Origin of the sequence: Pseudomonas rhizophila (genome assembly GCF_003033885.1) — a bacterium.
Classification (GTDB): Bacteria; Pseudomonadota; Gammaproteobacteria; order Pseudomonadales; family Pseudomonadaceae; genus Aquipseudomonas; species Aquipseudomonas rhizophila.
On record NZ_CP024081.1, the window covers coordinates 1891098 to 1915229 of the forward strand.

Consider the following 24132-nt stretch of genomic DNA (forward strand, 5'->3'; position numbering starts at 1 on the left):
GTAAGCTGGCTGCCAATGCAACTACCGACCTCGCGGGAGCTGACTAGACTGGTTAGCTTGTTCATGACTGTTTCAGAACAAGCACCTATAACTAGAAAGCAGAGGTCAGAGCCGTGAGCGTAGCGCCCGTCCCATCGACACTCAGCATCAAGGATCAGGTCAGTGCCGCCGAATGGCAAACCCGCGTCGATCTGGCCGCCTGTTACCGGCTAGTCGCCCTGTATGGCTGGGATGACCTGATTTTCACGCATATATCCGCCAAGGTGCCCGGGACCGATGATTTTTTGATCAACCCGTTCGGGTTGATGTTTCATGAGGTCACCGCCTCGAGCCTGGTCAAGGTCGATCAGGCCGGCAACAAGCTGATGGACAGCCCCTACGAGATCAATCCGGCCGGTTATACCATCCACAGTGCGGTGCATGAGGTGCGGCACGATGTGGTGTGTGTGCTGCATACCCACACGGCGGCCGGCGTTGCTGTGTCGGCACAGAAGCAGGGTGTGTTGCCTATCAGCCAGCAATCGTTGTTCGTATTGTCGAGTCTGGCGTATCACGCCTATGAAGGCGTGGCCCTCAATCACGAAGAGAAGGCCCGCCTGCAGGCGGATCTGGGCGCCAATAATTTCCTGATGCTGCACAATCACGGTCTGCTGACCTGTGGCGGCACCATTGCCGACACCTTCCTGATGATGTTCACCTTCCAGCGAGCCTGTGACATCCAGGTCCTGGCGCTCAACGGTGGGGCTGAACTGATCGCCATCGAGCCGCAGATACTGGCCGGCGCCCGGGCGATGATTGCCGGGGTGACCAAAAGCGCCCAAGGCATGGGAGGCGCGCTGGCATGGCCGGCGTTGCTGCGCAAGCTGGATCAACAAGATTCGGGTTATAGATGCTGATGCCTCTGGTCCAGATTCCCCTGCGTATTTGGCGCCAGCGCGGCCAGACTTTGATGTTCCGTGGCCACGCTATCCGGTATTGGGTGGCGGGGCACGGCGAGCCGTTGTTGCTGATCCATGGTTTCCCCACCGCCAGTTGGGACTGGCATTACCTGTGGCAGCCGCTGGCACAGCGTTATCGGGTGATCGCCTGCGACATGCTCGGTTTTGGCGACTCGGCCAAGCCGACGGATCATGCCTACAGCCTGTTGGAGCAGGCTGACCTGCAGCAGGCTTTGCTGGCACATTTGAATGTGAAGCAAGCCGTGCATGTACTGGCCCATGATTATGGTGACAGCGTGGCCCAGGAACTGATCGCCCGTCACTACGAGGCGCGCATCGAACTCGCCAGTTGTGTCTTTCTCAACGGCGGTCTGTTTCCCGAAACCCATCGTCCGGTGCTGATGCAAAAACTGTTGCTCAGCCCCTTGGGCTGGCTACTGGGCCGAGCTTTTTCCCGAGAAGGCCTGGTCAAGAGTTTTCGCCAGATATTCGGCCCCAGGACTGGCCCGACCGAAAGCGAGCTGGACGATTACTGGAGCCTGGTCGAAACCCATAACGGACCGCGGATCATGCACAAACTCATTGCCTACATTCCCGAACGGCGTGTGCAGCGTGACCGCTGGGTGCAGGCCATGCAGCGCGGCGAGGTGGCGCTGCGGGTGATCGACGGCGCGGTCGATCCGATTTCCGGTGAACACATGGTGGCGCGCTACGAGGCGCTGATCCCCAACCCTGACACCGTACTGCTGCCCGACATCGGCCACTACCCGCACACCGAAGCCCCGGTGCAGGTACTCAAGCATTACCTGGAGTTTCGCGAAAACATGGCCGCACCGGTCAGGCAGGTGGTCTGCTCATAACTGTTGAAGGTTGGAGCACTATCGCGAGCAGGCTCGCTCCCACGGAGAGGCGAGTCTACGCAGGCCTGTGTGGGAGCGAGCCTGCTCGCGATGGCAGCGACTCGGTCCCGCCTCTGGTGAGGGTCACGGAGCCCACAGCAGATCCGGCTCGTATCATCCCCTCACCTTATTGGCCACCATTCACTTGCAACCCTGTTGATTGTGACCAACCGCCCTGTGCCCGACACTCGGGGCATTGTCCTATTGCCTGCTGGAGTTCTGCCCATGAGTGAATCTGTGCGCTTCGAAGATAAAGTCGTGATCGTCACGGGAGCTGGCGGTGGCCTGGGGCGAGCCCATGCCCTGTTGTTCGCCAGGCAGGGGGCCAAAGTGCTGGTCAACGACCTCGGCGGCTCTGCCCAGGGAGAAGGGGCCAACGCCTCGGCGGCGGATCGGGTGGTCGCTGAAATTCGCCAAGCCGGCGGCATTGCCGAAGCGAACCACGACTCCGTCACCGATGGCGACAAGCTTGTTCAAAACGCGCTCGACGTGTTTGGCCGGGTCGATGTAGTGGTCAACAACGCCGGGATCCTGCGGGACAAGACCTTCCACAAAATGGAGGACGCCGACTGGGACCTGGTCTACCGCGTCCATGTCGAGGGCGCCTACAAAGTCACCCGCGCCGCCTGGCCACACCTGCGTGAGCAGAATTACGGGCGGGTGATCTTTACGGCCTCCACGTCCGGCATCTACGGCAACTTCGGTCAATCCAACTACGGCATGGCCAAGCTCGGCCTTTATGGCCTGACGCGCACTCTGGCCATCGAAGGTCGCAAGAACAATATTCTGGTCAATGCCATCGCGCCCACCGGTGGCACCCGCATGACCGAAGGCCTGATCCCGCCGCAGGTGTTCGAACAGCTCAAGCCTGAACTCGTCAGCCCGTTGGTGGTGTACCTGGCCAGCGAGACCTGCCAGGAAACCTCCGGGTTGTTCGAAGTGGGCGGCGGCTGGATGGGCAAGGTGCGTTGGGAGCGCAGCCTGGGTGCCGGCTTCGATCCAAACAAAGGTTTCTCGCCCGAAGACGTCGCGGCCCACTGGCAGCAAATCTGTGATTTCGAGGGTGCGGTACACCCCAATGACAACCTTGAAGCGTTGAAGGAAATGATGGCGAACTTGCAGCGCTACACCGTTTGACCTTGCGGCCTCGACCCGTTGTCGTCAGACGCGGCAACGGTGGTCAGGGGACGTATTTCTTCACCAGCGCCGCCAGATTCGCGGCAGTCTCGATGTCCATCACACCGTCGTATTTCGCTGGACGAAAGTGCAGCTGAAAGGCTCGCACCAAACGCTGAAAACCCGCACTTGTGGCGGCTGCCGACGTGTCATACCCATATTTGCGGAACAAGCCGAGCAGTTGCTCGCGAGTCGGCAGGCCGTTGCATTGGTAGGCACGGGTGTAAGCTTTCTGCGTGGGTTCATCGAACCATGCGCCGATGCCCTTCAGATACAGCGTATGCCAAGGGAACATCGGGCCGGGATCGCTTTTCCTGCCAGCAGCAATATCCGAGTGTCCCACCACATTGACCGGGCTGATGTCCGGATAGCGCTTGAGGATGTTCAACGCCAGGTATTCGATCGCCTCGACTTGCTGAGGTTGATAAGGCGGGAAAGTGAATTGCCCGTGGTTATCGGTGGCTAGGTTGACGATTTCAACACCGATCGAGGTGTCGTTCAGATTCGTGCGACCACCCCAACTGCTCACCCCCGCGTGCCAGGCTCGTTGGTTCTCGTCGACCAGATTGAAAATCTGCGGTTCCTGGAAACCTGCTTTCAAGTAACTCGGGTCGCTGAAGTCCGGGATGAGGTAGTGGGCGCTGACAGAGGAACCGGTCAGTGCGTTGATGGAGGATGAAAAGTTCGCGGCGGTGTAATGAAAGACTAGAAAACGAATTCTATTGTTGAAGCCTTTTACCGAGCGATAGCTGTTGTAGTTGATAAGTGTCATAAAAACTCACTGAGGTTTAAAGTCAAAACAGAATGCTGTGACTGACATTCAGCCTAACAGTGAGTTTTTGATGGGGCCGTAGTGGGATTCTTGCTTTGTTGTAGGAATAGGCCTTAGAAGGTTTGGGAGTCTGCTGTTGGTAAAAGTAAGGCGCAAAAATAATCTTGTAGCATTTAAAAAGTGTCGCTGAGATTTCAGCGGCCAAGTTGCTTGGGTATAGTATGTGTCAGGTGTATCTCTTCTCTAACATGAATTTAGGCGCTTTCCAGTTTGGACCTTTGATGCATAGCCCTTTATCACCGCTTATCAATACTCCTGCTTCGAAAAGTTTTATGTAAGCTTTTTCAAGTTCTCCATGCTGTACAAGCTCACGATTGTGGCGTCTGATCAGCATGTCTAAATGTGGGTGTGCTCTCAGTAACGCAAATACCGTGACGATCTCTTCCAATGGCTCGTTCTTGACTATTTGCTCAACAGTGTTCATTGCGACATCTCCTTCAGAAGCTGCTGGTAATCTCTTTCGTCCTGTAGGTTTGCTTTTGCTAAGGCATCCGACGTATAAAACAATGTTCTCGCGATCTGAGATTTTATAATCTTCGAGCGTTGCGGTATGAGCATTATTCCAGTCAGGTGAGCCTTCTTTGGGTGAAAAGTTATCAGCCAGTCCCATAGCTCGAAATCTTTCGAGTTCCCTGATTTCGTGAGTGTAGTACCGTCGATCTGTATCGGTGACATCGACCTTGCCACTCACAATACTCTGAAGCCGTTCGACCATGACATCATTCGCATCAGACTGATTCAGTCGTACGATATGCAGCTTCACGGCGTCTATCCCCTCCTGAGTAATCGTCGCTGTCCGCCAATCCAGCTCAAGAATAGGTCCACCTGCCTGCTCCGGATTAAAGTCGCGTCCACTGTGCTCACCCTTGGTAGTCGCGCCCTCATAAGGACTGTTGAAGACGGTATAGATCGGTGGAAGACCCGATTCAACGGGGAACACCGTGACAAACCCACCAAAACTGTAGAGATCAAACTCCGGGTGCGTATCGATTCGCCCGTCTACCGCCATCGGGGTAGGGCCTTTGTAGGCGGTCACGTTTGGCATGGCCGCCGGCAATACTGTGGACGCGCTACCCGGCTTCACTATGGGCGTCCAGATCATGCTGGTGGAAGTGGCGTCGGGGCTGTAGGACCTGTAAAAATTACCGTGGGGATCAGGCGTGGCGAACCGAACCGGTGCTTTGGAGCGCGCCGATGTACTGTTGCCACCTGTCACGACAAATTCCGTTCTGTTACCCACAGTTCTGGAGCCAATAACGACCGGCAGGTTGACCTCACCTTGCGCAGCTGCGATGGCGTGCAGATCGTCGGAATTACCCGGTGCAAGTTCGGACAGCGGGACGCTCAAGGCATAGAGGTCACCGTTGCCCAGTTCCGATGGATAAAGCAGGGCCGCAAATCCTGCCAAAGCCGGTGCGGCTACTGCGATGGCCGATTCGATAGCCATGGCTATCGCAGTTCGTAACGCAGCCTGGATTGCCGAGGTTGTTGCCGGATTTGTGATCAGACTACTGCCAGCGAGTGTGAACACTGGACCGGCTGCGACTGCCGCGCCCAGTACGGGGAATGCTCCGTCAGCCAGAGCGTGGCGCAACGCTTGTTCCTGAGTTTGGCGTCGGGTCTCCGCCTCGGCTGCCTTACGTGCATGAGCAGCGGCACTGCGTTTGGCTTCAGCCTGAGCAGCGGCTTTTTCAGCCGCTGCCAGACGTTGTGCCTCTGCCGCAAACCGTGCTCGTTCTTCGGCAACGCGTTTAGCCTCGGCATCAGCTGCCTTGCGTGCCTTCTCAACAGCCGCACGTTTGGCTTCGGTCTGGGCCTTTGCCTGCGCTGCGGCTTTTGCTGCGGCTGCTGCTTTTGCCGCGGTGCTGGCAATGGTTTTGTTATGCGTGGCTAAGCGAGCGTCCAGTAGCTCTATCTGCGCAGCCAGGAACTTCGCTTGGAAGGCCGCGGCGTAAGAAATATTCCATTTGGCTATTGCGTTGTAATAACGCCTTTGCCCTCCGAGACGACCAAGAAGCTCAAAACCCTTATAGGAAGGATCTCGAGTTTTATGGGTTAGTGGGTCATGGCCATAATAAAGGTTGGCCGTTTCTATTTGTTGCTGAAAGTCTGTCCTTGCTCTGAAAATCTGTAGCTTCAGTGTCCGTAAGTCAATTTCGAGAGCATCGGTTTCACGGGGGACCACAGCACGAACGGCCGCTCGTGTTTTTGCGAGTTCGGCATCGGTTATGCGTTTGATATTTTTTATGTTTTCTTTGAATAGTGTCTCGGTGAAGTCATTGCTTTCAATCAGCCATTCAATGGCATAGTCAACTGCGTCGTATGCACGATCGGAGTGGTCGGGGCCTGACACGCCTCTAGCACTGAATCCGTATCCAGGAGACGACGAAGGCTTACGAGGTATACCTCTATTTACAAGTATGTTTTTTTCTTGTTGCATATCGATTTCCTTTTCGATACGTGCATTTCAAATGTCCCTGCCAGTACTCACTGTATGCAGCCGTGCCTGTTCATTTATTCGTCACCATCAAGGCGGCGAAAAAGACTATAAGTTCGATTGCATAGGCTGGGCAGGTGAGAGATTCCGACCATGTTGTAGGAATCGAGAAGTTTCACGCAGGAAATCAACCCACATAAAAAAAGGCCGCTGCAAAAAGCAGCGGCCTGAAAATGACGTTGCAAAGGAGCAAAAAACCAACGTCAGTGAACACGGGAGGTGATGGACCGATGCGCCAATCCATCCGAATGACGGTGCGCCGGTCGCGAGGGACGCGATGGCGGCTTGTGCCTGCAGGCCCGTTGCCCTGAAAGCCCGGCCAGCATAGGGATTGGGCATCGTCGGAAACAGCCCGGATCCGGACATGCACCGTTGCAGGGCGCGCAACAGTTAACAGGCCCGATGAATATGCACGGCGCTGATGACCCATCATCCAGTGCGTCCATGCGCGGCGCAAAGCCCCATATTTCATGACCTGTAATCCTTTCGGGGTACAGCGCGAATACCTCCTTGGTGCGCTTATCGCCCATGTCGTGCGGCAGTAGGGTGAAGGCTCTGTCACTCACCGGGGAAGACGCATGACAACAATAACAATGCGCGCCATCTTCAAACCGCAGGCGCTGGCCGTCGCGGTGGCCTTGGGTTGCTCTGCCCAGGCGCAGGCCGTTTCATTCAATATTGGCGAGATCGAGGGGCAGTTCGACTCCTCGTTGTCCGTGGGCGCGAGCTGGGGCATGCGCGACGCCGACCGGGACTTGGTCGGCAGCGTCAACGGCGGTACGGGGCAGTCGTCCACCGGTGACGATGGGCGGCTGAACTTCAAGAAGGGCGATACCTTTTCCAAGATATTCAAAGGCCTGCACGATCTCGAACTCAAGTACGGTGATACTGGCGTGTTCGTGCGCGGCAAGTATTGGTATGACTTCGAACTCAAGGACGAAAACCGGCCGTTCAAGGACATCAGCGACAGCAACCGCAAGGAAGGCTCCAAGTCGTCAGGGGCGCAGCTTCTCGATGCGTTTGTCTATCACAATTACTCCATCGCCGACTTGCCGGGTACGGTGCGTGCGGGCAAGCAGGTGGTCAGTTGGGGTGAAAGTACCTTCATCGGCAACTCCATCAACAGCATCAACCCGGTGGACGTCTCCGCGTTCCGCCGTCCGGGTGCCGAGATCAAGGAAGGCCTGATCCCGGTGAACATGCTGTTCGCCTCCCAGGGCTTGACCGACAAGCTCACCATCGAAGGTTTCTACCAACTGGAATGGGACCAGACGGTCGTCGATAACTGCGGCACTTTCTTTGGCAACGACGTGGTGGCCGATGGCTGCACCAGCGGCTACACCGTGGGCAGCCCGGCGATTGCGCCATTCGTACCATTGACTCAGGCCTTTGGCCAAGGCATCCAGGTGAATGACGAAGGCGTTGTCATTGCTCGCAGCGGTGACCGTGACGCCCGTGATTCCGGCCAGTGGGGCACGGCGTTGCGCTGGCTCGGTGACGACACCGAGTACGGCCTGTACTTCATGAACTACCACAGCCGCACGCCAACCGTGGGCACCACCACCGCCGGCCTGTCTACATTGTCGGCACTGCCGGGAATGGTCGCGATTGCAGAAGGGCTTGCCCCTGGCAGCGGTTCGGGGCTGGCGCAAAGCGTGATGCTGGGGCGCGGTCAGTATTACCTTGAATACCCCGAGGACATCCGTCTGTACGGTGCCAGCTTCGCCACCACGCTGCCTACCGGCACCGCGTGGACCGGGGAAATCAGCTACCGCCCCAACGCACCTGTGCAGCTCAACACCAACGATCTGACCCTGGCCTTGCTCAACCCGATCGCAGGCGGTGCAGCTTCGCCCATCGCGACCTCGCCCGGGGCCGATAACACCGGTTATCGTCGTAAGGAATTGACCCAGATCCAGAGCACCCTGACGCACTTCTTCGACCAGGTGCTGGGCGCTGATCGCCTGACCGTGGTGGGCGAGGCGGCGGTGGTGCACGTCGGTGGCCTGGAATCCAAGGACAAGCTGCGTTATGGCCGTGACTCGGTCTACGGCCAGTACGGGTTTGGCGGTGACACCGACGGCTTCGTCACCTCGACCTCGTGGGGCTATCGCGCCCGGGCAATTCTTGACTACTCCAACGTCGTTGCCGGTATCAACTTCAAGCCCAATGTCTCCTGGTCCCATGACGTGGCCGGCTACGGCCCCAACGGCTTGTTCAACGAAGGTGCCAAGGCCATCAGCCTGGGTGTCGATGCCGACTACCGCAACACCTATACCGCCAGCCTGAGTTACACCGACTTTTTCGGCGGCGACTACAACGTCCTCGAAGACCGCGACTTCCTCGCGTTGAGCTTTGGCGTGAACTTCTGATCTGGCTGACAAGGAAAAACCAATGCGCAAGATGATTCTGCAATGCGGCGCCCTGGCCCTGAGCCTGCTGGCCGCGAACGTGATGGCGGCAGTTTCGCCGGATGAAGCAAACAAATTGGGCACCAGCCTTACGCCGCTGGGCGCGGAAAAGGCAGGCAATGCCGATGGCTCGATTCCGGCCTGGACCGGTGGCATCGCCAAAAACGCCGGGGCGGTGGACAGCAAAGGCTTTCTGGCCGATCCCTTTGCCGGGGAAAAACCGCTGTTCACCATCACCGCCGAGACCGTGGACAAGTACAAGGACAAGCTTTCCGAAGGCCAGATAGCGATGTTCAAGCGCTATCCGCAAACCTACAAGATTCCGGTCTATCCGACCCATCGTAGTGTCTCGCTACCGCCCGAGATCTACGAGTCGGCCAGGCGCAGCGCCCTCAACGTCACCACCATCAATGACGGCAACGGCCTGGCCAATTTCACCGGTAACCGTTACTACGCATTCCCGATCCCCAAGAACGGCGTGGAAGTGCTGTGGAACCACGTCACCCGCTATCACGGCGGCAACGTGCGGCGCATCATCACCCAGGCCACCCCACAAACCAACGGCAGCTTCACCCCGATCCGCTTCGAAGAAGAGATCGCCGTGCCGTTTCTGATCAAAGACGCCGATCCGGAAAAGGCCAGCAATGTGCTGACCTATTTCAAACAGTCGGTCACCGCGCCGGCACGTCTGGCCGGTAACGTGCTGCTGGTGCATGAAACGCTTGACCAGGTGAAGGAGCCGCGCCTGGCCTGGATCTACAACGCCGGCCAGCGCCGTGTGCGTCGCGCCCCGCAAGTGGCCTACGACGGCCCGGGCACCGCCGCTGACGGGTTGCGTACCTCCGATAACTTCGACCTGTTCTCCGGCGCGCCGGACCGCTACGACTGGAAGTTGGTGGGGAAGAAGGAAATGTACATCCCCTACAACAGCTACAAACTGGATTCCCCCAGCCTCAAGTATGACGACGTGATCAAGGCCGGCCACATCAATCAGGATCTGACCCGCTATGAACTGCATCGGGTCTGGGAAGTGGTCGGTACGGTCAAGCCAAACGAACGTCACATCTACGCCAAGCGCCACATGTATTTCGATGAAGACAGCTGGCAGGCGGCACTGGTGGATCACTACGACGGTCGCGGTCAACTGTGGCGGGTGGCCGAAGGTCATGCCCAGTTCTACTACGCCAACCAGAATCCGGGCTACACCCTTGAGGCGCTCTACGACATCATCGCCGGCCGCTACATCGCGCTGGGGATGAAGAACGAAGAGAAGCGCAGCTACGAGTACGGTTTCGAAGCCAGGGCTGCTGACTTCACGCCAGCGGCGCTGCGCTCGACGGGAGTTCGTTAAGACCTGGCGGTTTGAAGCTGACTGTGGCTGCCGTTAGATAATCGTGAGGACCGGCAATCGATTTGCCGGTCTTTTTTTATGGGCGCCAATCAGCGCGCTGAATACTTCTCCAAAGGTGAGCGCCACAGGACTAGGGTGATGAAACAATAATAAACTGGACTTCGCACATGACCGCCATGACCCCGTGTCCGGACCGTCCTGGATTGCTGCCCCGCCTGTCTTCGACCCATGTGCCGCGCAGGTCCTTGAGCGAGCCCTTGCTGGCCTCCGAGGCGCGGGTAAAACTGCTTTGCGCACCGGCGGGCAGTGGCAAGAGTGCGTTGTTCGCTGAGTGTTTCCTGCAAGCCCCCGCCGCTTGCCGGTTGCATTGGTTGCCGCTTGGGGGCGCAATGCTGGACGCGGCGCAAATGTGCGAGCGGCTGGCGCAGACCCTCGGGCTGCCGTTGCTGGATGAAGGGGGGCTGCTGGCTCACCTGGCGGGCTTGCAAGCACCGACCTGGCTGTTCCTGGATGATTACTGTCGGGTACCCAACCCCGAGCTGGATCAGTTTCTCGATCGTCTGTTGAGCATCAGCAGTCCGGCGCTTCACCTTTGGTTGAATGGTCGCCGTCGTCCTCACTGTAACTGGCCGCGCCTGCTACTTGATGACGAACTGCATGAGTTCGATGCCCAGGCGCTGGTCTTCACCCATGACGATGTCCAGCAATTGCTCAAACATTTGCCCGGTCCCCAGGGCGCTCGCACCGCGCGCGAGGTGATACAGCGCAGTGGCGGTTGGTGCGCCGGGGTGCGTATCGCCCTGCTTGAACGTTGTGAATGGGCGCGCAGCCACGCGTCGCCGGGGCGGCCCGGGACCCTGCATGACTACCTTGAATATGAGCTGTTCAGTACGCTGACCCCGGACCTGGCACAGGCCTGGCGAGTGCTGGCGCATCTGCCGCGCTTCAATGCCCGGCTCTGCGAGCATCTGTTTGGTGACACGGTGGGCGCCGAATGCCTGCCCTTGTTGTTGGACCTGGGCTGTTTTATCGAACCGTGGGAGCAGTCTTCGGACTGGTTGCAGATTTTCCCGGCGCTGGCCCGACTGGTGCGTGATGAGCCCTGGCCGCAGGGACGCTCCTGGCATCGCCGGGCTTGCCAGTGGTTTGCCGCCGAGCAGGATTGGCAAATGGCATTCGAGCAGGCCATGCATGCGCAAGAGTTCGAGGCTGCCGTCAGTTTCCTGCAGCATCTGAATTTTGAACATGTACTGCAGCGCAGCAACGTGACGCTGTTGCTGAAGCTGCATGATCAACAAGGTGAAGCGCTGACACTCGGTACACCGCAATCGGTGGGGTTGGTCACGGCTGCGTTGCTGTTCGCCGGACGCTTCGATCAGGCATCGGTGTGCATCGACCAACTGGCCAGGTTCATGCCGCAACCTTCGGCCTGCCTGCAGCGGCAACTGCTGGCCCGGTGGCAGGTTCTGCTGGGCTGGCTGCTGCACCTTTCGGGGGATGGCGAGCAGTCCCGCGAGCACTTGCTCCAGGCCCAGGCGAGCCTCGACCCAGAGGCCTGGGCCTTGCACCTGTTGTGCCAGTTGGGGCTGACACAGCAGGCACTGCTCAAGGGGGAACTGGCCACTGCGCAATGGATCAACCGCCAGGCCCTGTGCCTGGCGCGCGCCCAAGGCTCACTGGTCTTCGAGGGCTTGCTGGAACTGGATCACGCCCAAGTCCTGGAGCAACGCGGAGCTCCTCACCGGGCCGATCATCTGTTGAGCGCAGTTCAGGGGTTGCTCGATAAGCCTGGCCAGGACTTTTCTGCCTTGCTGGGACGTATTGCCTTGCGCCGTGGCCGTCTGGCTTTGCGCATGGGGTTGGCCGAGCAGGCTGCCGAGCAGTTCCAGGCGGGCCTGGAAACGGGCCTGCATTGCCAGGACAAACAAGTGCTTTATGGTTTTCTCGGCAAGGCCACCCTGGCGGCCAATGGCGGCGACTATGGCGAGGCTTTCCTGCAACTGCGCGATGCCGAGCGGATCATGCAACAGCGGCACATCCCCGACACGGTGTACCGTGGCGTGCTGTTGCAAACCAGTTGCCAGTTCTGGCTGCAACAGGGACGCCCGGAACTGGCCCTCGAGGCCCTGACCCGAGTCTTGCGTCATTTTCGCGGGCCGCAGGCCAAGCATGCCCCACCTGCGACCCTGGAGTTGATTCCTCGGCTTGAGTACCTGCTGGTGCTGACCGAGGTTTATCTGCATCGGGCGCAAGACCCTCAAGCGCAACTCAAGGCAATGATCGCCCGGGCACAGCACTGTGAAATGCATGGCCTGGAGACCGAACTGTATCTGGCGCTGGCTGAAGTCGTCTGGCTGTCCGCTGATCGTTCCCAGGCACGATCGCTTGTGCAAGAGGGCCTCAAGCGAGTTGCCTGTTGGCGCGCCCAGCAAGCCTTGTGCGAGTTACGCGCGCGTCAGCCCGATCTGTTGGGCTGGGCGCAATCGGCTGAGCACATCGAGCAGCCGGCGGTGGCAGTCGAAGACACGTTGTTGAGTCATCGAGAATTGGAAGTGCTGGAGCTCATTGCGCAGGGCTATTCAAATCAGCAGATTGCCGAACGTTTGTTCATATCCTTGCACACGGTAAAAACCCATTCGCGGCGGATACACAGCAAGTTAGGCGTTCAGCGGCGCACGCAGGCGGTCGCCAAGGCCAAAGTCATGGGCGTTATGAGATAAAGAATTCCCAAGGGCAAGACGATTAGCTGCCACCGCTACGTATCACCGCTCACATCAATGGTGTGATCAGGATTGGCCCGTTGGCTGATCCGATCCTGCGCCTGCCTCATACCCCATCCGCCAGCTCACGGCCCGGGTCGCCGCCAGCAGTCGTTGTGCCGCCGGGCCGTTTTCGTCGGCATGGAACAGGGAAGTCGGGCCGACAATGGTCATCACCGCCGTCACTTGGCCGACAGCATTGAATACCGGGGCTGACAGGGCATCCACGCCGGGCATCAGCAAGCCATGCACATGGTGCAGGCCGCGACTGCGTATTTGCTGGCACAGGGTGGCATAGGCCTGGTCGTCGGCCAGGGCGTGGGCGGTGGAAGCGCTCACTTCCTGTTCGCGCAAGCCGATCGTTTCGCGCGTCGGCAGGTAGGCGCTGAACACCAGCCCCGTGGACGAGCTGAGCAGCGGCAATACCGACCCCAGTTGCGTCACCACGGTCACTGCCCGTATGGCGGGTTCGATCCGAACGACGGTGGCGCCGTGATTGCCCCACACCGCCAGGAAACAGGTTTCGTTCAAGTCATCGCGCAGTTCGGCCAAGGGCAGGGCGGCCACTTGCAACACGTCCATGCCGTTCAACGCCGCCAGGCCCACGCGCAAGGCTTCGCGCCCGAGGCCGTAGTGGTTGGTGGACGTGTTCTGTTCAGCGAAACCGCTGGCGATCAAGGCCTGCAGGTACCGATGAACCTTGCTCGCCGGCATTTGCACGTGTTCGGCCAGACGCGACAGCGACGTGGAGGGCGACAGTTCGGCCAGGGCCTTGAGGATGTCGGTGCCGACTTCGGCCGAGCGGACTTTCTGTTTACCGTTGCTGAGCGGGGTTTCCATGGAGGCGCTGAGTCCAGAGGCGAATGGGCGTCTTTATAGCTTGACGGTCGCTGTCGAGCAAATTACGTTATGCGTAATTGAATTACGATAAAAATAACCTGTGCGCCTGACGTTTCTTCGTGGAACGACGAGGTCGTACCCAGTCCTGTGTTCAGGAGGCTCCATGACCCTCGATTCCACAGTGTCGGACCTGGCTTATCAGTCAGGCTTTGGCAATGAATTTGCCAGCGAGGCGCTGCCCGGCGCCTTGCCCGTTGGCCAGAACTCCCCGCAAAAAGCCCCTTACGGTCTCTATGCCGAATTATTCTCCGGCACTGCCTTCACCATGGTTCGCAGCGAAGCGCGGCGGACCTGGATGTATCGCATCCGGCCTTCGGCCAATCATCCGGCCTTCGTCAAGCTTGAACATCAGATAGCGGGCGGTCCTCTGGGTGAGGTCACGCCCAATCGCCTGCGCTGGAACCCGTTGGATATTCCTGCCGAGCCAACCGATTTCATCGATGGACTGGTGCGCATGGCGGCCAATGCCGGCTCGGACAAACCGGCCGGTATCAGCGTCTACCACTACCGCGCCAACCGTTCCATGGAACGGGTGTTCTTCAACGCTGACGGGGAATGGCTGATCGTGCCGCAGCTGGGACGGCTGCGGATCGCCACCGAGCTGGGCGTGCTGGAACTGGCGCCGCTGGAAATTGCCGTGATCCCCCGGGGCCTGAAATTTCGCGTCGAGCTGATTGATCCACAAGCCCGCGGCTATATCGCCGAAAACCATGGCGCGCCGTTGCGCCTGCCGGACCTTGGGCCGATCGGCAGCAACGGCCTGGCCAACCCGCGGGATTTCCTGGCGCCGGTCGCTCATTACGAAAACCTCGCCCGACCGACTGCGCTGGTGCAGAAATTCCTCGGTGAGATGTGGGGTTGCGAGCTGGATCATTCGCCCTTCGATGTGGTGGCCTGGCATGGCAACAACGTGCCTTACAAATATGACCTGCGCCGTTTCAACACCATCGGTACGGTCAGCTTCGACCACCCGGACCCGTCGATCTTCACCGTATTGACCTCACCCACCAGCGTCCACGGCCTGGCCAATCTCGATTTCGTGATCTTCCCGCCGCGCTGGATGGTCGCGGAAAACACCTTCCGTCCGCCGTGGTTCCATCGCAACCTGATGAATGAATTCATGGGCCTGATCCAGGGCGCCTACGATGCCAAGGCCGAAGGTTTCCTGCCCGGCGGCGCCTCCTTGCACAGTTGCATGAGTGCCCATGGCCCGGACGGCGAGACCTGCACCAAGGCGATCAACGCCGAGCTGACGCCTGCGAAAATCGACAACACCATGGCCTTCATGTTCGAAACCAGCCAGGTCCTGCGCCCGAGCCGTTTCGCCCTGGACTGCCCACAATTGCAAACTGACTACGACGCCTGCTGGGCCTCGCTGCCGGTCACTTTCGACCCGACCCGGAGATAACCCATGACTCAACTTTCCCCTGCCCGTAGCTGGGTCGCCTCTGCCAATGGCCATGCCGACTTCCCGCTGCAGAACCTGCCGCTGGGCATCTTCAGTATCGATGACGGTGCTCCCCGTAGCGGCGTGGCGATTGGTGAGCAGATTTTCGATTTGCAGGCCGCGTTGCAGGCGGGCTTGTTTGACGGCGCGGCGCGCGAAGCCGTCGAAGCCATGAAGGACGGCCAGTTGAATGCATTCTTCGACCTCGGCCGCAGCGCTCGGGTGGCCCTGCGTGAACGCTTGCTGGAGCTGCTGCGCGAAGACAGCTCGCTGCGGGGCAAGATCGAAGCCCAGGGCGCGAAACTGCTGGTCCGCGCAGCCGACTGCCAGATGCATTTGCCGGCCAGGATCAATGACTACACCGACTTCTACGTCGGTATCGAACACGCGCAAAACGTCGGCAAGTTGTTCCGCCCCGACAATCCGCTGTTGCCCAACTACAAGTACGTCCCCATCGGTTATCACGGTCGCGCCTCGACCATTCGCCCGTCCGGTACCGACGTGCGTCGCCCCAAGGGTCAGACGCTGCCCGCCGGCCAGACCGAGCCGACCTTCGGCCCGTGCGCGCGACTGGACTATGAGCTGGAACTGGGCATCTGGATCGGCAAGGGCAACGCCTTGGGCGAACCCATCGCCATCGGTGATGCTGCCGAGCACATTGGCGGTTTCTGCCTGCTCAACGACTGGTCGGCCCGGGATATCCAGGCCTGGGAATACCAGCCGCTGGGGCCCTTTCTGTCCAAAAGCTTCCTGACCAGTATCTCGCCATGGGTGGTGACGGCCGAAGCCCTTGAACCGTTCCGTCGCCCACAACCGGCGCGTCCGGCAGGCGATCCGCAGCCGTTGCCATATCTGCTGGACAAGCGTGACCAGGCCGGTGGGGCCTTCGACATTGAACTGGAAGTCCTGCTGCTGACCGAAGCCATGCGCGAGCAGAACCTGCCGGCCCATCGCCTGACGTTGAGCAACACCCAGTACATGTACTGGACCGTAGCGCAGATGGTCGCCCACCACAGCGTCAATGGTTGCCAGTTGCAGGCCGGTGACCTGTTCGGTTCGGGCACCTTGTCGGGGCCTGAGAGCGGTCAGTTCGGCAGCCTGCTGGAGATTACCGAGGGCGGTAAAAAGCCAATCGAGCTGGCCTCTGGCGAAGTGCGCAAATTCCTTGAGGACGGTGACGAGATCATCCTGCGGGCCCGTTGCCACCGCGAAGGTGTTGCGTCCATCGGCTTTGGCGAATGCCGGGGCAAGATCCTGCCGGCGCGGTGAGGGACAGGGCATGGAACTCTACACCTACTACCGCTCCACTTCGTCCTACCGGGTGCGCATTGCCCTGGCGCTCAAGGGCCTGGATTACCAGGCCCTGCCGGTCAACCTGATCGCTGCGCCTGGGGGCGAACATCGTCAGCCGGCCTATCTGGCGATCAACCCTCAGGGCCGGGTTCCGGCGCTGCGTACCGACGAAGGCGCGTTGCTGGTGCAGTCACCCGCCATCATCGAGTACCTGGAGGAGCGTTATCCACAGGTGCCGTTGCTCAGCGCCGACCTGACGGTTCGGGCTCATGAGCGAGGCGTCGCGGCATTGATCGGTTGCGATATTCATCCGCTGCACAACGTCAGCGTACTCAACCAGCTGCGGCAGTGGGGCCACGATGAAACGCAGGTGGCGCAGTGGATCGGGCATTGGATCAGCCAGGGACTGGCGGCGGTGGAACAGTTGATTGGGGATGACGGCTACTGCTTCGGTGCAGCACCCGGGGTCGCGGACGTGTATCTGATCCCGCAGGTATACGCGGCAGAACGGTTCAATGTCTCCCTGGAGGCGTATCCACGGATCCGTCGCGTTGCGGCGTTGGCGGCTGCGCATCCAGCGTTTCAACAGGCGCATCCGGCAAATCAGCCTGATACACCTTGAGCCCCCTGTGGGAGCGAACCTGTTCGCGATGGCGGTGGTTGAGCTTACAAACATGTTGTCTGACACACCGCTATCGCGAGCAGGCTCGCTCCCACCGAAGGAGAGGGGGCGAGCCGTTGGGTTACCACCTCGTCATCCGCGATCTACACCTGCTCAATGCACAATTGAATTGGGCGGCAGATGCCCCAGCCGTTCCGTCAGCCGGATTCGCTGGATCGGGTCTTCGCTGAGCATCAGCGCGTGCTCCAAGTCGAATCGTTCGGCGTTGGGACAGTCGAGCCGTTGGTACAGGCTGGCGCGGGCCAGGTAATCGGCGGCGCTGGCGTTGCCCAGTTCAAGCACCCGTTCGGCGTCGATCAGTGCAGCAATGTAGTCGTCGTTGGTCAGATGCAATTGGCGAAGATTGCGCGACAGGCGCTGGAGCATCTGCATGGGCTCGGCACTGACCAGGTGCTCGGCTTTGAGGGGCATGTTGGCGCCGTATTGGCGTTGCAGCAGTTCCCGACAGTCGTTGGGGTACAACCGGCGTCCGCCACACGGGTCGAGCAGATGATCGGCACCGGGGACCCGCAACAGGAAGTGACCGGGGAAATTGACACCGACCATCGGAATCTCCAGGCCACGAGCCAGCTCCAGGGCGATCAGGCCGAGGGCCAGGGGCTGTCCACGTTTACGCGTCAGCACCTTGTCGAGCAACGCGGCCCGTGGGCGCAGGGGCGTGAAATCGTCCTGGGCGAATCCAAGGTCATTGAGGCGGCGCAGCAAGGGTTGGCCCAGTTCGCTGACGGGCAGCATCGGCAGGTCATGGCTGACACGCTGTTGCAGATCCTTGAAATCGTTCAGCAACGCCGGTACGTCCACTTCGCGATCATGTTCGGCAGCAATCCACAACGCTGCTTCGAACAGCGCCGGTGGGGAGCGGTGCAGGCAATCAAAAAAGGCTTGGCGCGGTGTCATCACAGTCTCCGGGCTATGCCTCGTTTTTAGCTCTGCTGCGGGCTTTCGTCCAGTCTCGTCCGGGGAAGGAATCAGGTTATGCCCAAAAGACTGGCCGTCCGGTCGACTTATTCCGGCGCGCTCCAGCAAATTTTGAGCGCACGCCTATACTGGCGGAACAAACAAAAGTGATTCGGGAGCCTGTCGATGTTTGCTCTCATGCAAAGCTCCCGCCTTGAATCGCTGCACCTGAGCGTAGACCCGGCCACCGGGTTGAAGGCGGTGATTGCCATTCATTGCAGCCGTCCTGGGCCTGCTCTGGGTGGATGTCGTTATCTGTCCTACCCCGACGATGAAAGTGCCGTGGTCGACGCCGTGCGCCTGGCCCAAGGCATGAGCTACAAGGCCGCACTGGCCGGCTTGCCGGTGGGCGGCGGCGTGGCCGTGATCATGCGTCCGGCCCATGTCGAAAGTCGGGCTGCGTTGTTTGAGGCATTTGGGCGCTGCATCGAGCAATTGGATGGCCGCTATATCACCGCCATCGACAGCGGCACCTCGGTGGCGGACATGGACTGCATCGCCCAACAGACCCGTCATGTGACCAGCACCACGGCTTCGGGAGACCCAGCGCCTCACGCGGCGATGGGGGTATTCGCCGGCATCCGTGCCACGGCCATGGCCCGCCTGGGCAGCGATAACCTGGAAAGCCTGCGGGTAGCGATCCAGGGCCTGGGTAATGTCGGTTTCGCCCTGGCCGAACAGTTGCACGCCGCAGGCGCCGAACTGTTGGTCAGCGACATTGACCCTGGCAAGGTTCAACTGGCGATGGAGCAACTGGGCGCGCATCCGATCGCCAACGATGCACTGCTCAGTACCCCGTGCGACATCCTCGCCCCCTGTGGCCTGGGCGGGGTGCTCAATAGCCAGAGCGTGGCGCAACTTCGCTGCTCGGCGGTTGCCGGGTCGGCCCATAACCAGTTGAGCAACCTGCAGGTGGCCGATCAATTGGAACGGCGCGGGATCCTCTATGCGCCGGATTATGTGATCAACTCCGGAGGCCTGATCTATGTCGCCTTGAAGCATCGCGGCGAAGAGCTGTCGACGATCACCGCGCATTTGTCGAAGATCGGCGCCCGGCTTACGGAAGTCTTTGCCCACGCCCAGGCAGAAAAACGCTCACCGGCCAGGGTGGCCGATGAATTGGCAGAGCGTTTGTTGTACCGATAAAAAAGATCGCAGCTTTCGGCAGCTCCTTGGTGGATTCCATGGAGCTGCCGAAGGCTGCGATCTTTTCAAGGCTTATTCAGCAGGGGCATTGAGCAGTTCGGACAAGGCGTCCGGTTGACTCTTGAACGCCTTGGCGAACACATCGCGATTTTTCGCCATGTAGATGCCGGCTTCCTCAACCTGTTTCTCGCTCAGCGAGGGAACGGCTTTTTGCAACACTTCGGCCAGCAATTCGGCGAGTTCCAGCATTTTGTCATGACGGTCAGCTTCGGCTTTATCCATGAACAAGCGCTCCAGATCTCGGCTGCTGCGGTATACCACTTCGACGGCCATTCACCACCTCACATGCCTTCACATTGGTTATCTTTGTGACTACTGTATTTATATACAGCCAAAAGGATAAGCGAATCCCTTCCCTTTGGATAGTGGCTTTTTAATGTAGACGTATTTGCACATTTGTCGCGAGCGCTGGTGTGGGAGCCAGCCTGCTCACGACAGGGCGGCATCAACATCGCAAAAGTGTCGGGTTGCGGCCCATCGCCATCTCACCCTCAGCCGCTGGCCTTTTTTCTGCATGCAGAACAACCGTCACGTCCAACCCGCATCATCCGGTCGAGTCGACCTAAGGAAACTACATCGTGAAAATCAACTGGGCCGAGAACCTGCGCCAGAACGTACATCAGTTGGCCGAATCCCTGGGCAATCTGTTCGTCGAGACGTTCCATTACCTGGCACTGTTTGCCATCGGAGCGGTGACCGCCTGGGCGGCGGTGATGGAGTTTTTGCAGATGCTCGAGCAGGGGCACATCAAGATCGATGACATCCTGCTGCTGTTCATCTATCTGGAATTGGGAGCGATGGTCGGGATCTACTTCAAGACCAACCACATGCCGGTGCGGTTCCTGATCTACGTGGCGATCACGGCGCTGACGCGCTTGTTGATTTCCAACGTCTCCCACCACAGTCCGCCTGACCTGGGCATCATCTACTTGTGCGGCGGCATCTTGCTGCTGGCGTTCGCGATCCTGGTGGTGCGTTACGCTTCGTCGCAGTTCCCTTCGGTGAAAATCGAGCACCCGCACCGTAAGGTTGGCGCGGGTTCCAGCGAGCACGCCGAAGTGGAGAAGGGCGAGATCTAGAAACCGGCGGGGGCGGATGTCGCGCCCTGCGTCTGCGGTGGTGGCAGCTTGACGTTGTCACCGCCGGTCATGGCTTCGAGGATCGCCACAGCGCTGTGGCCCTGCTCGATGGCGATGCCGAACTGGATGCTCTGGACCAGGCGCCGCAGGCGTTCCGGGTCATTGCGTTGCTGGGCGCTGATCATGCGCTTGGCGACGATGCGCCCGGCCTTGGAGAGGGTCAGCATGATGCTGCCGTCCAGGCCCTGGATGCTCAGATTGATTTGATACTGCGGCGCAAAAGCGTCGGTAATGAGCTGAAAAGGGTTGTCCATGATGCGTCACCGCCTGATTGAACGTGCAGTTGTTGACCGGCCGTGATCGGGATTAGTTCGCGATACCGGACCACCGGCCATTCCATGATCGTGCTTCATCCAGAGCCAGGCAGAGGCCGGATCGAAAGATCCCAACCTGCGACCGCTCCAGCAGAGAGGTAGCAAGGGGCATGCCGGAAAAACTGTCGGACAATGATCACGGCGCATAGGCGCTGAAGGCCTTGGCATGCGGCCTGGGAGGCTGCCCGTTTCTGTGCAGGAATGGGCGAATGGTCGCTGACGGTGCAGGGTGAGCGCAGAATTTTCGTGGGGTAAGCAAGGCGAGGCAACTCCCGACATTAACAGCGCTTTTGTCCGTTGTCCGGCTTTATTTGCGTATGAATATTTATCTTTTCGAAGGGGTTGAATTGTTCTGCCGCCAGCCCGACTCTGTATTCAAGGGGTCGTCGCGCTACCGTCGATTGGCCCCTGGCGAGCTAGCCGAAATAAGGGATGAACTATGCAAATCCAAGTCAACAGCGATAACCATATTCAAAGCAGCATCCGACTGGAGGAGTGGGTACGTACTACCATCGAAAGCACGCTCGAACGTTATGAAGAAGACCTGACACGGGTCGAGGTCCATTTGCGGGACGAGAACGGCGACAAGCCCGGTCCCCATGACTTGCGTTGTCAGCTGGAAGCACGGCCAAAGGGCCTGCAACCGGTCTCGGTGACACACAAGGCCGATACGCTGGAATTGGCCATCGAAGGGGCGGCCACCAAGCTTGAACATGCCCTGGAGCATCTGTTCGGCAAACTGCGCGTCAAACGCGCCACCGCTGAGAAACCGACAGAGTCGGTGGCCTTGGCCGATGCGATGCTGGAAGAAGAATTCCTGGAGAACGAACGGGCTGCACTCAACGGCTGAGCCCGATCATTTAAAATTACCCACCGAACAGACGGGCCTGCAATCGCAGGCCCGTCTTGTTTCAGCGATCCATCGCAGCCCCTGATCAGAACGCCACGGACGTCTGCACATACAGCGTGCGCGGTTCCCCTACGTATTTGCCCCGGTTGTTATCGTCGAACGAGCGGGTGAAATACTGGGTATTGAAGATGTTCTTCACACCCACCGCCACGTTCAGGTCCGACAGTTGCGGGCCGAAATCATAGGCGGCGCGGCTGCTGAACAGCATATAGCCAGGGATATTGCCGGTACTGCCGTCGGCGCTTTCGGCGCGGGTATTGGCGTTGTCGGCAAACTGCGCGCTCTGATAGGTGCTGTCCAGGTTCAATTTCCACGGCCCGTCCGTGTAACCCACGCCCAGTGTGCCTTTGTGCTTGGAAGAAAATGGCACGCGGTTGCCTTTGTTCGGTCCGTCTTCCCGAATGGTGGCATCGACGAAGGCATACGTGGCATATACGTCAAAACCGGCCAGCGCCGGACTCAGGCCGTCGAGGGCGTAGTTGATGCTGGTTTCGATGCCCTGGTGGCGGGTTTCGCCACGGGCAATCACCGAATCGTTGGTTTGGTTGCTTTCGTATTGGTTGTCGAAGTTGATCAGGAACGCACCGATCTCCGCCCGCAGGTTGCCATTGTCATAGCGGGTTCCAAGTTCCCAGGTGCGGGCTTTCTCCGGTTTCACTTCACCGCTGCTCACACGGTTGGGCATCTGGCTGTACTGCACACTGCCGAATGAACCTTCGGTATTGGCATACAGATTCCATTCGTCGGTCAGGTGGTACAGCACATTCAGCGCTGGCAGGGCGGTGTTGTAGTCGCCCTTGTATTTCACGTTGGTCAGATTGTTTGTCTGCTGCGATTCGATCATTTCGTAACGAATACCGGGCGTGATCGTCCATTTGCCAATATCGATCCGATCATCGATGAAAATTGCATTGGCTTCGGTTCCACCCCGTGTATCGCGGTCGTTTCGGCTGGAGGTTGTCGGCAATTCGTTGCTGGCGATCGGCGTGCGATAACGCAGTTCATGGCCGGCCTCGTTGATGTAGCGATAGCCGACGCCGACCTCGTGGCTGGTCGGCCCGAGGTCGAAACCTTGGGCAAAACGGGTTTCCAGGCCGCGTACCCAATATTCGCGAGGCGACAGGGACAGGAAGGTGCCCTGGTCCAGGTAGCCGCTGCGCAAAGTCTTGGTGAAAAACGTGCTGGCGGTAAATTCGCGTCGATCCTGCTGGTAGCGGTAGCCGAAGTTGACCAGGGTGCGACGGCCCCAGAAGCGGTCATTCTGACGGGTGGACTGATACGGGTTGGCGTCGTAGTCGGCCACATTCAGGCCGCCGGGCATGTCGGCCTCGCCTTCGTAGTATTGGGCCATGGCATTAAAACTGTTGGCCTCGTCCAGTTGGTAGTTGCCCTTGAGGATCAAGTCGTCGATTTGTGTGTCGCTGTGTTCGCGCCAGTCGCCGCCGCGAGTGCCGGAGTACAACAGGGCACCGCCAAGACCGTTGTCGGCGGTGCCGCCGGCCAGCAGGTTGGCGGATGTCTTGAAGCCGTCGTGGCTGGAAGACGGGCTGGTCTCGGTCTGGAAGCCGCCCTTTACCGTCGGCGCCTCGGGAATCGCCCGCGTCACGAAGTTGACCACGCCACCGACGTTTTGCGGACCGTAGCGCACCGCGCCGCCTCCGCGCACGACATCCACCGCGTCCATGTTGCCCATGCTGACCGGCGCGAACGATAGCTGCGGTTGGCCGTAGGGTGCGAAAGGCACCGGGATGCCGTCCATCAGCACCGTGGAACGTGAGGCCAGGCGAGGATTGAGCCCGCGGATACCAAAGTTCAGCGCCATGTCATGGCTGCCGGTGCCGTTGTTTTCCGGTGCGTTGACGCCAGGAATGCGATTGAGCACATCCCGGGCCTGGGTCGCGCCCTGGCGTTCGAACGCCTCACGACGGATGACGTCTCGGGCACCGGCGTGTTCGAAGACATTGGTCGGCGCGGCATCGCCGAGCCAGTCACCGACCACGGTGGTGGTGCCGATGTCCAGCGCGGTGCTGGCGGCCGGTTGCAGGCTGAAGGCGTTGTCTGCCTCAGGGCGGGCTTGCAGGCCTGTGCCTTCGAGCAGCGCGCTCAGCCCTTGCTCTGGGCTGTAGCTGCCTTCCAGGCCACGACTCTGCAGGCCTGCGGTCGTCTGTGAGCTGAAGGAAATCAACACCCCAGCCTCGCGTCCGAATTGATTGAGGGCATTTTCCAGTGACGACGGCGCGATGTGATAGGGCTTGGCATCTGCAGCCTGTACGCAAGGCAGTACGACGAAACTCAAGCTGGCCCCCAGGAGCAATTGACGCACGGTACGGGCGAGCGGGGTGAGACGGGTGGGTTGTTGCGGCATGGATGAGAATCCCGAGAAGGTTGTATCGAAGTGCTTTCCTTCTCTGTCACCCCAGG

19 protein-coding genes are annotated in these 24132 nt (G+C 59.5%); 12 read left to right on the forward strand and 7 right to left on the reverse strand.

Annotation, left to right across the window (positions count from 1 at the left end):
- Positions 1-113: 113 nt before the first annotated feature.
- The 3 genes from CRX69_RS08870 to CRX69_RS08880 all read left to right on the forward strand — a co-directional run bounded on the left by CRX69_RS08870 (position 114) and on the right by CRX69_RS08880 (position 2974).
- Positions 114-896 (forward strand): class II aldolase/adducin family protein, encoded by a 783-nt coding sequence (locus tag CRX69_RS08870; protein WP_047228628.1) that lies wholly within the window; start codon positions 114-116, stop codon positions 894-896.
- Positions 896-1798: an alpha/beta fold hydrolase gene (locus CRX69_RS08875; RefSeq protein WP_076386551.1), complete on the forward strand. Its 903-nt coding sequence runs from the start codon at positions 896-898 to the stop codon at positions 1796-1798. The genes CRX69_RS08870 and CRX69_RS08875 overlap by 1 nt, the downstream gene beginning before the upstream one ends.
- Before the next feature lie 264 nt (positions 1799-2062).
- Positions 2063-2974, forward strand: a complete 912-nt coding sequence (locus tag CRX69_RS08880; protein WP_076383577.1) for an SDR family oxidoreductase — start codon at positions 2063-2065, stop codon at positions 2972-2974.
- A 43-nt stretch (positions 2975-3017) separates the two neighbouring features.
- Here the strand turns inward: CRX69_RS08880 and CRX69_RS08885 are convergent, their stop codons facing one another.
- Together CRX69_RS08885 and CRX69_RS08890 are read right to left on the reverse strand one after the other, a co-directional pair.
- Positions 3018-3785, reverse strand: a complete 768-nt coding sequence (locus CRX69_RS08885; protein ID WP_047228626.1) for an N-acetylmuramoyl-L-alanine amidase — start codon at positions 3783-3785, stop codon at positions 3018-3020.
- Between the two features lie 226 nt (positions 3786-4011).
- Positions 4012-6285 (reverse strand): S-type pyocin domain-containing protein, encoded by a 2274-nt coding sequence (locus CRX69_RS08890; RefSeq protein WP_107321886.1) that lies wholly within the window; start codon positions 6283-6285, stop codon positions 4012-4014.
- 635 nt (positions 6286-6920) lie between these two features.
- Between CRX69_RS08890 and CRX69_RS08895 the strand changes: the two genes are divergently transcribed.
- From CRX69_RS08895 to CRX69_RS08905, 3 genes are all read left to right on the forward strand, one after another.
- A complete protein-coding gene (locus CRX69_RS08895) occupies positions 6921-8714 on the forward strand; it encodes a DUF1302 domain-containing protein (RefSeq protein ID WP_107321887.1) in 1794 nt (597 codons plus the stop codon).
- A 22-nt stretch (positions 8715-8736) separates the two neighbouring features.
- The gene (locus tag CRX69_RS08900; protein WP_047228624.1) at positions 8737-10104 is read left to right on the forward strand and encodes a DUF1329 domain-containing protein; all 1368 of its coding nucleotides are present in this window, start codon (positions 8737-8739) and stop codon (positions 10102-10104) included.
- 167 nt (positions 10105-10271) lie between these two features.
- Entirely contained in the window at positions 10272-12824 is a 2553-nt protein-coding gene (locus tag CRX69_RS08905) for a helix-turn-helix transcriptional regulator (RefSeq protein WP_107321888.1), read from the forward strand.
- A gap of 66 nt (positions 12825-12890) precedes the next feature.
- Here the strand turns inward: CRX69_RS08905 and CRX69_RS08910 are convergent, their stop codons facing one another.
- Positions 12891-13703, reverse strand: coding sequence for an IclR family transcriptional regulator (locus tag CRX69_RS08910; RefSeq protein WP_047228622.1), 813 nt, complete (start codon positions 13701-13703; stop codon positions 12891-12893).
- A 163-nt stretch (positions 13704-13866) separates the two neighbouring features.
- Here CRX69_RS08910 and hmgA point away from each other — a divergent pair, with 163 nt between their 5' ends.
- Genes hmgA through maiA form a run of 3 tightly spaced genes read left to right on the forward strand, consistent with a single transcriptional unit; the run spans position 13867 to position 17125 of the window.
- A complete protein-coding gene (gene hmgA, locus CRX69_RS08915; RefSeq protein WP_107321889.1) occupies positions 13867-15171 on the forward strand; it encodes a homogentisate 1,2-dioxygenase in 1305 nt (434 codons plus the stop codon).
- Positions 15172-15174: 3 nt separating this feature from the next.
- The gene (gene fahA / locus CRX69_RS08920; protein ID WP_076383583.1) at positions 15175-16479 is read left to right on the forward strand and encodes a fumarylacetoacetase; all 1305 of its coding nucleotides are present in this window, start codon (positions 15175-15177) and stop codon (positions 16477-16479) included.
- A 10-nt stretch (positions 16480-16489) separates the two neighbouring features.
- Positions 16490-17125, forward strand: a complete 636-nt coding sequence (gene maiA, locus CRX69_RS08925) for a maleylacetoacetate isomerase (protein ID WP_047228619.1) — start codon at positions 16490-16492, stop codon at positions 17123-17125.
- A 153-nt stretch (positions 17126-17278) separates the two neighbouring features.
- Here maiA and CRX69_RS08935 read toward each other — a convergent pair whose 3' ends face one another.
- The gene (locus CRX69_RS08935) at positions 17279-18082 is read right to left on the reverse strand and encodes a SirB1 family protein (protein ID WP_076383584.1); all 804 of its coding nucleotides are present in this window, start codon (positions 18080-18082) and stop codon (positions 17279-17281) included.
- A 186-nt stretch (positions 18083-18268) separates the two neighbouring features.
- On the opposite strand from CRX69_RS08935, the gene CRX69_RS08940 reads away from it, so the two are divergent.
- Positions 18269-19288 carry a Glu/Leu/Phe/Val dehydrogenase family protein gene (locus CRX69_RS08940; protein WP_047228617.1) on the forward strand — a complete coding sequence of 340 codons (1020 nt, stop codon included), beginning with the start codon at positions 18269-18271 and terminating at the stop codon, positions 19286-19288.
- 72 nt (positions 19289-19360) lie between these two features.
- On the opposite strand, the gene CRX69_RS08945 is transcribed toward CRX69_RS08940, so the two are convergent.
- Positions 19361-19621 carry a YebG family protein gene (locus tag CRX69_RS08945; RefSeq protein WP_047228616.1) on the reverse strand — a complete coding sequence of 87 codons (261 nt, stop codon included), beginning with the start codon at positions 19619-19621 and terminating at the stop codon, positions 19361-19363.
- A 305-nt stretch (positions 19622-19926) separates the two neighbouring features.
- On the opposite strand from CRX69_RS08945, the gene CRX69_RS08950 reads away from it, so the two are divergent.
- Positions 19927-20427 carry a phosphate-starvation-inducible protein PsiE gene (locus CRX69_RS08950; RefSeq protein ID WP_076383585.1) on the forward strand — a complete coding sequence of 167 codons (501 nt, stop codon included), beginning with the start codon at positions 19927-19929 and terminating at the stop codon, positions 20425-20427.
- Here CRX69_RS08950 and CRX69_RS08955 read toward each other — a convergent pair.
- Positions 20424-20741: a DUF3509 domain-containing protein gene (locus tag CRX69_RS08955; protein ID WP_047228614.1), complete on the reverse strand. Its 318-nt coding sequence runs from the start codon at positions 20739-20741 to the stop codon at positions 20424-20426. The genes CRX69_RS08950 and CRX69_RS08955 overlap by 4 nt on opposite strands.
- Positions 20742-21240: 499 nt before the next feature.
- On the opposite strand from CRX69_RS08955, the gene CRX69_RS08960 reads away from it, so the two are divergent.
- The gene (locus CRX69_RS08960; RefSeq protein WP_047228613.1) at positions 21241-21651 is read left to right on the forward strand and encodes an HPF/RaiA family ribosome-associated protein; all 411 of its coding nucleotides are present in this window, start codon (positions 21241-21243) and stop codon (positions 21649-21651) included.
- A gap of 85 nt (positions 21652-21736) precedes the next feature.
- Here the strand turns inward: CRX69_RS08960 and fecA are convergent, their stop codons facing one another.
- Positions 21737-24076, reverse strand: coding sequence for a TonB-dependent Fe(3+) dicitrate receptor FecA (gene fecA, locus CRX69_RS08965; protein WP_107321891.1), 2340 nt, complete (start codon positions 24074-24076; stop codon positions 21737-21739).
- Positions 24077-24132: the final 56 nt, after the last annotated feature.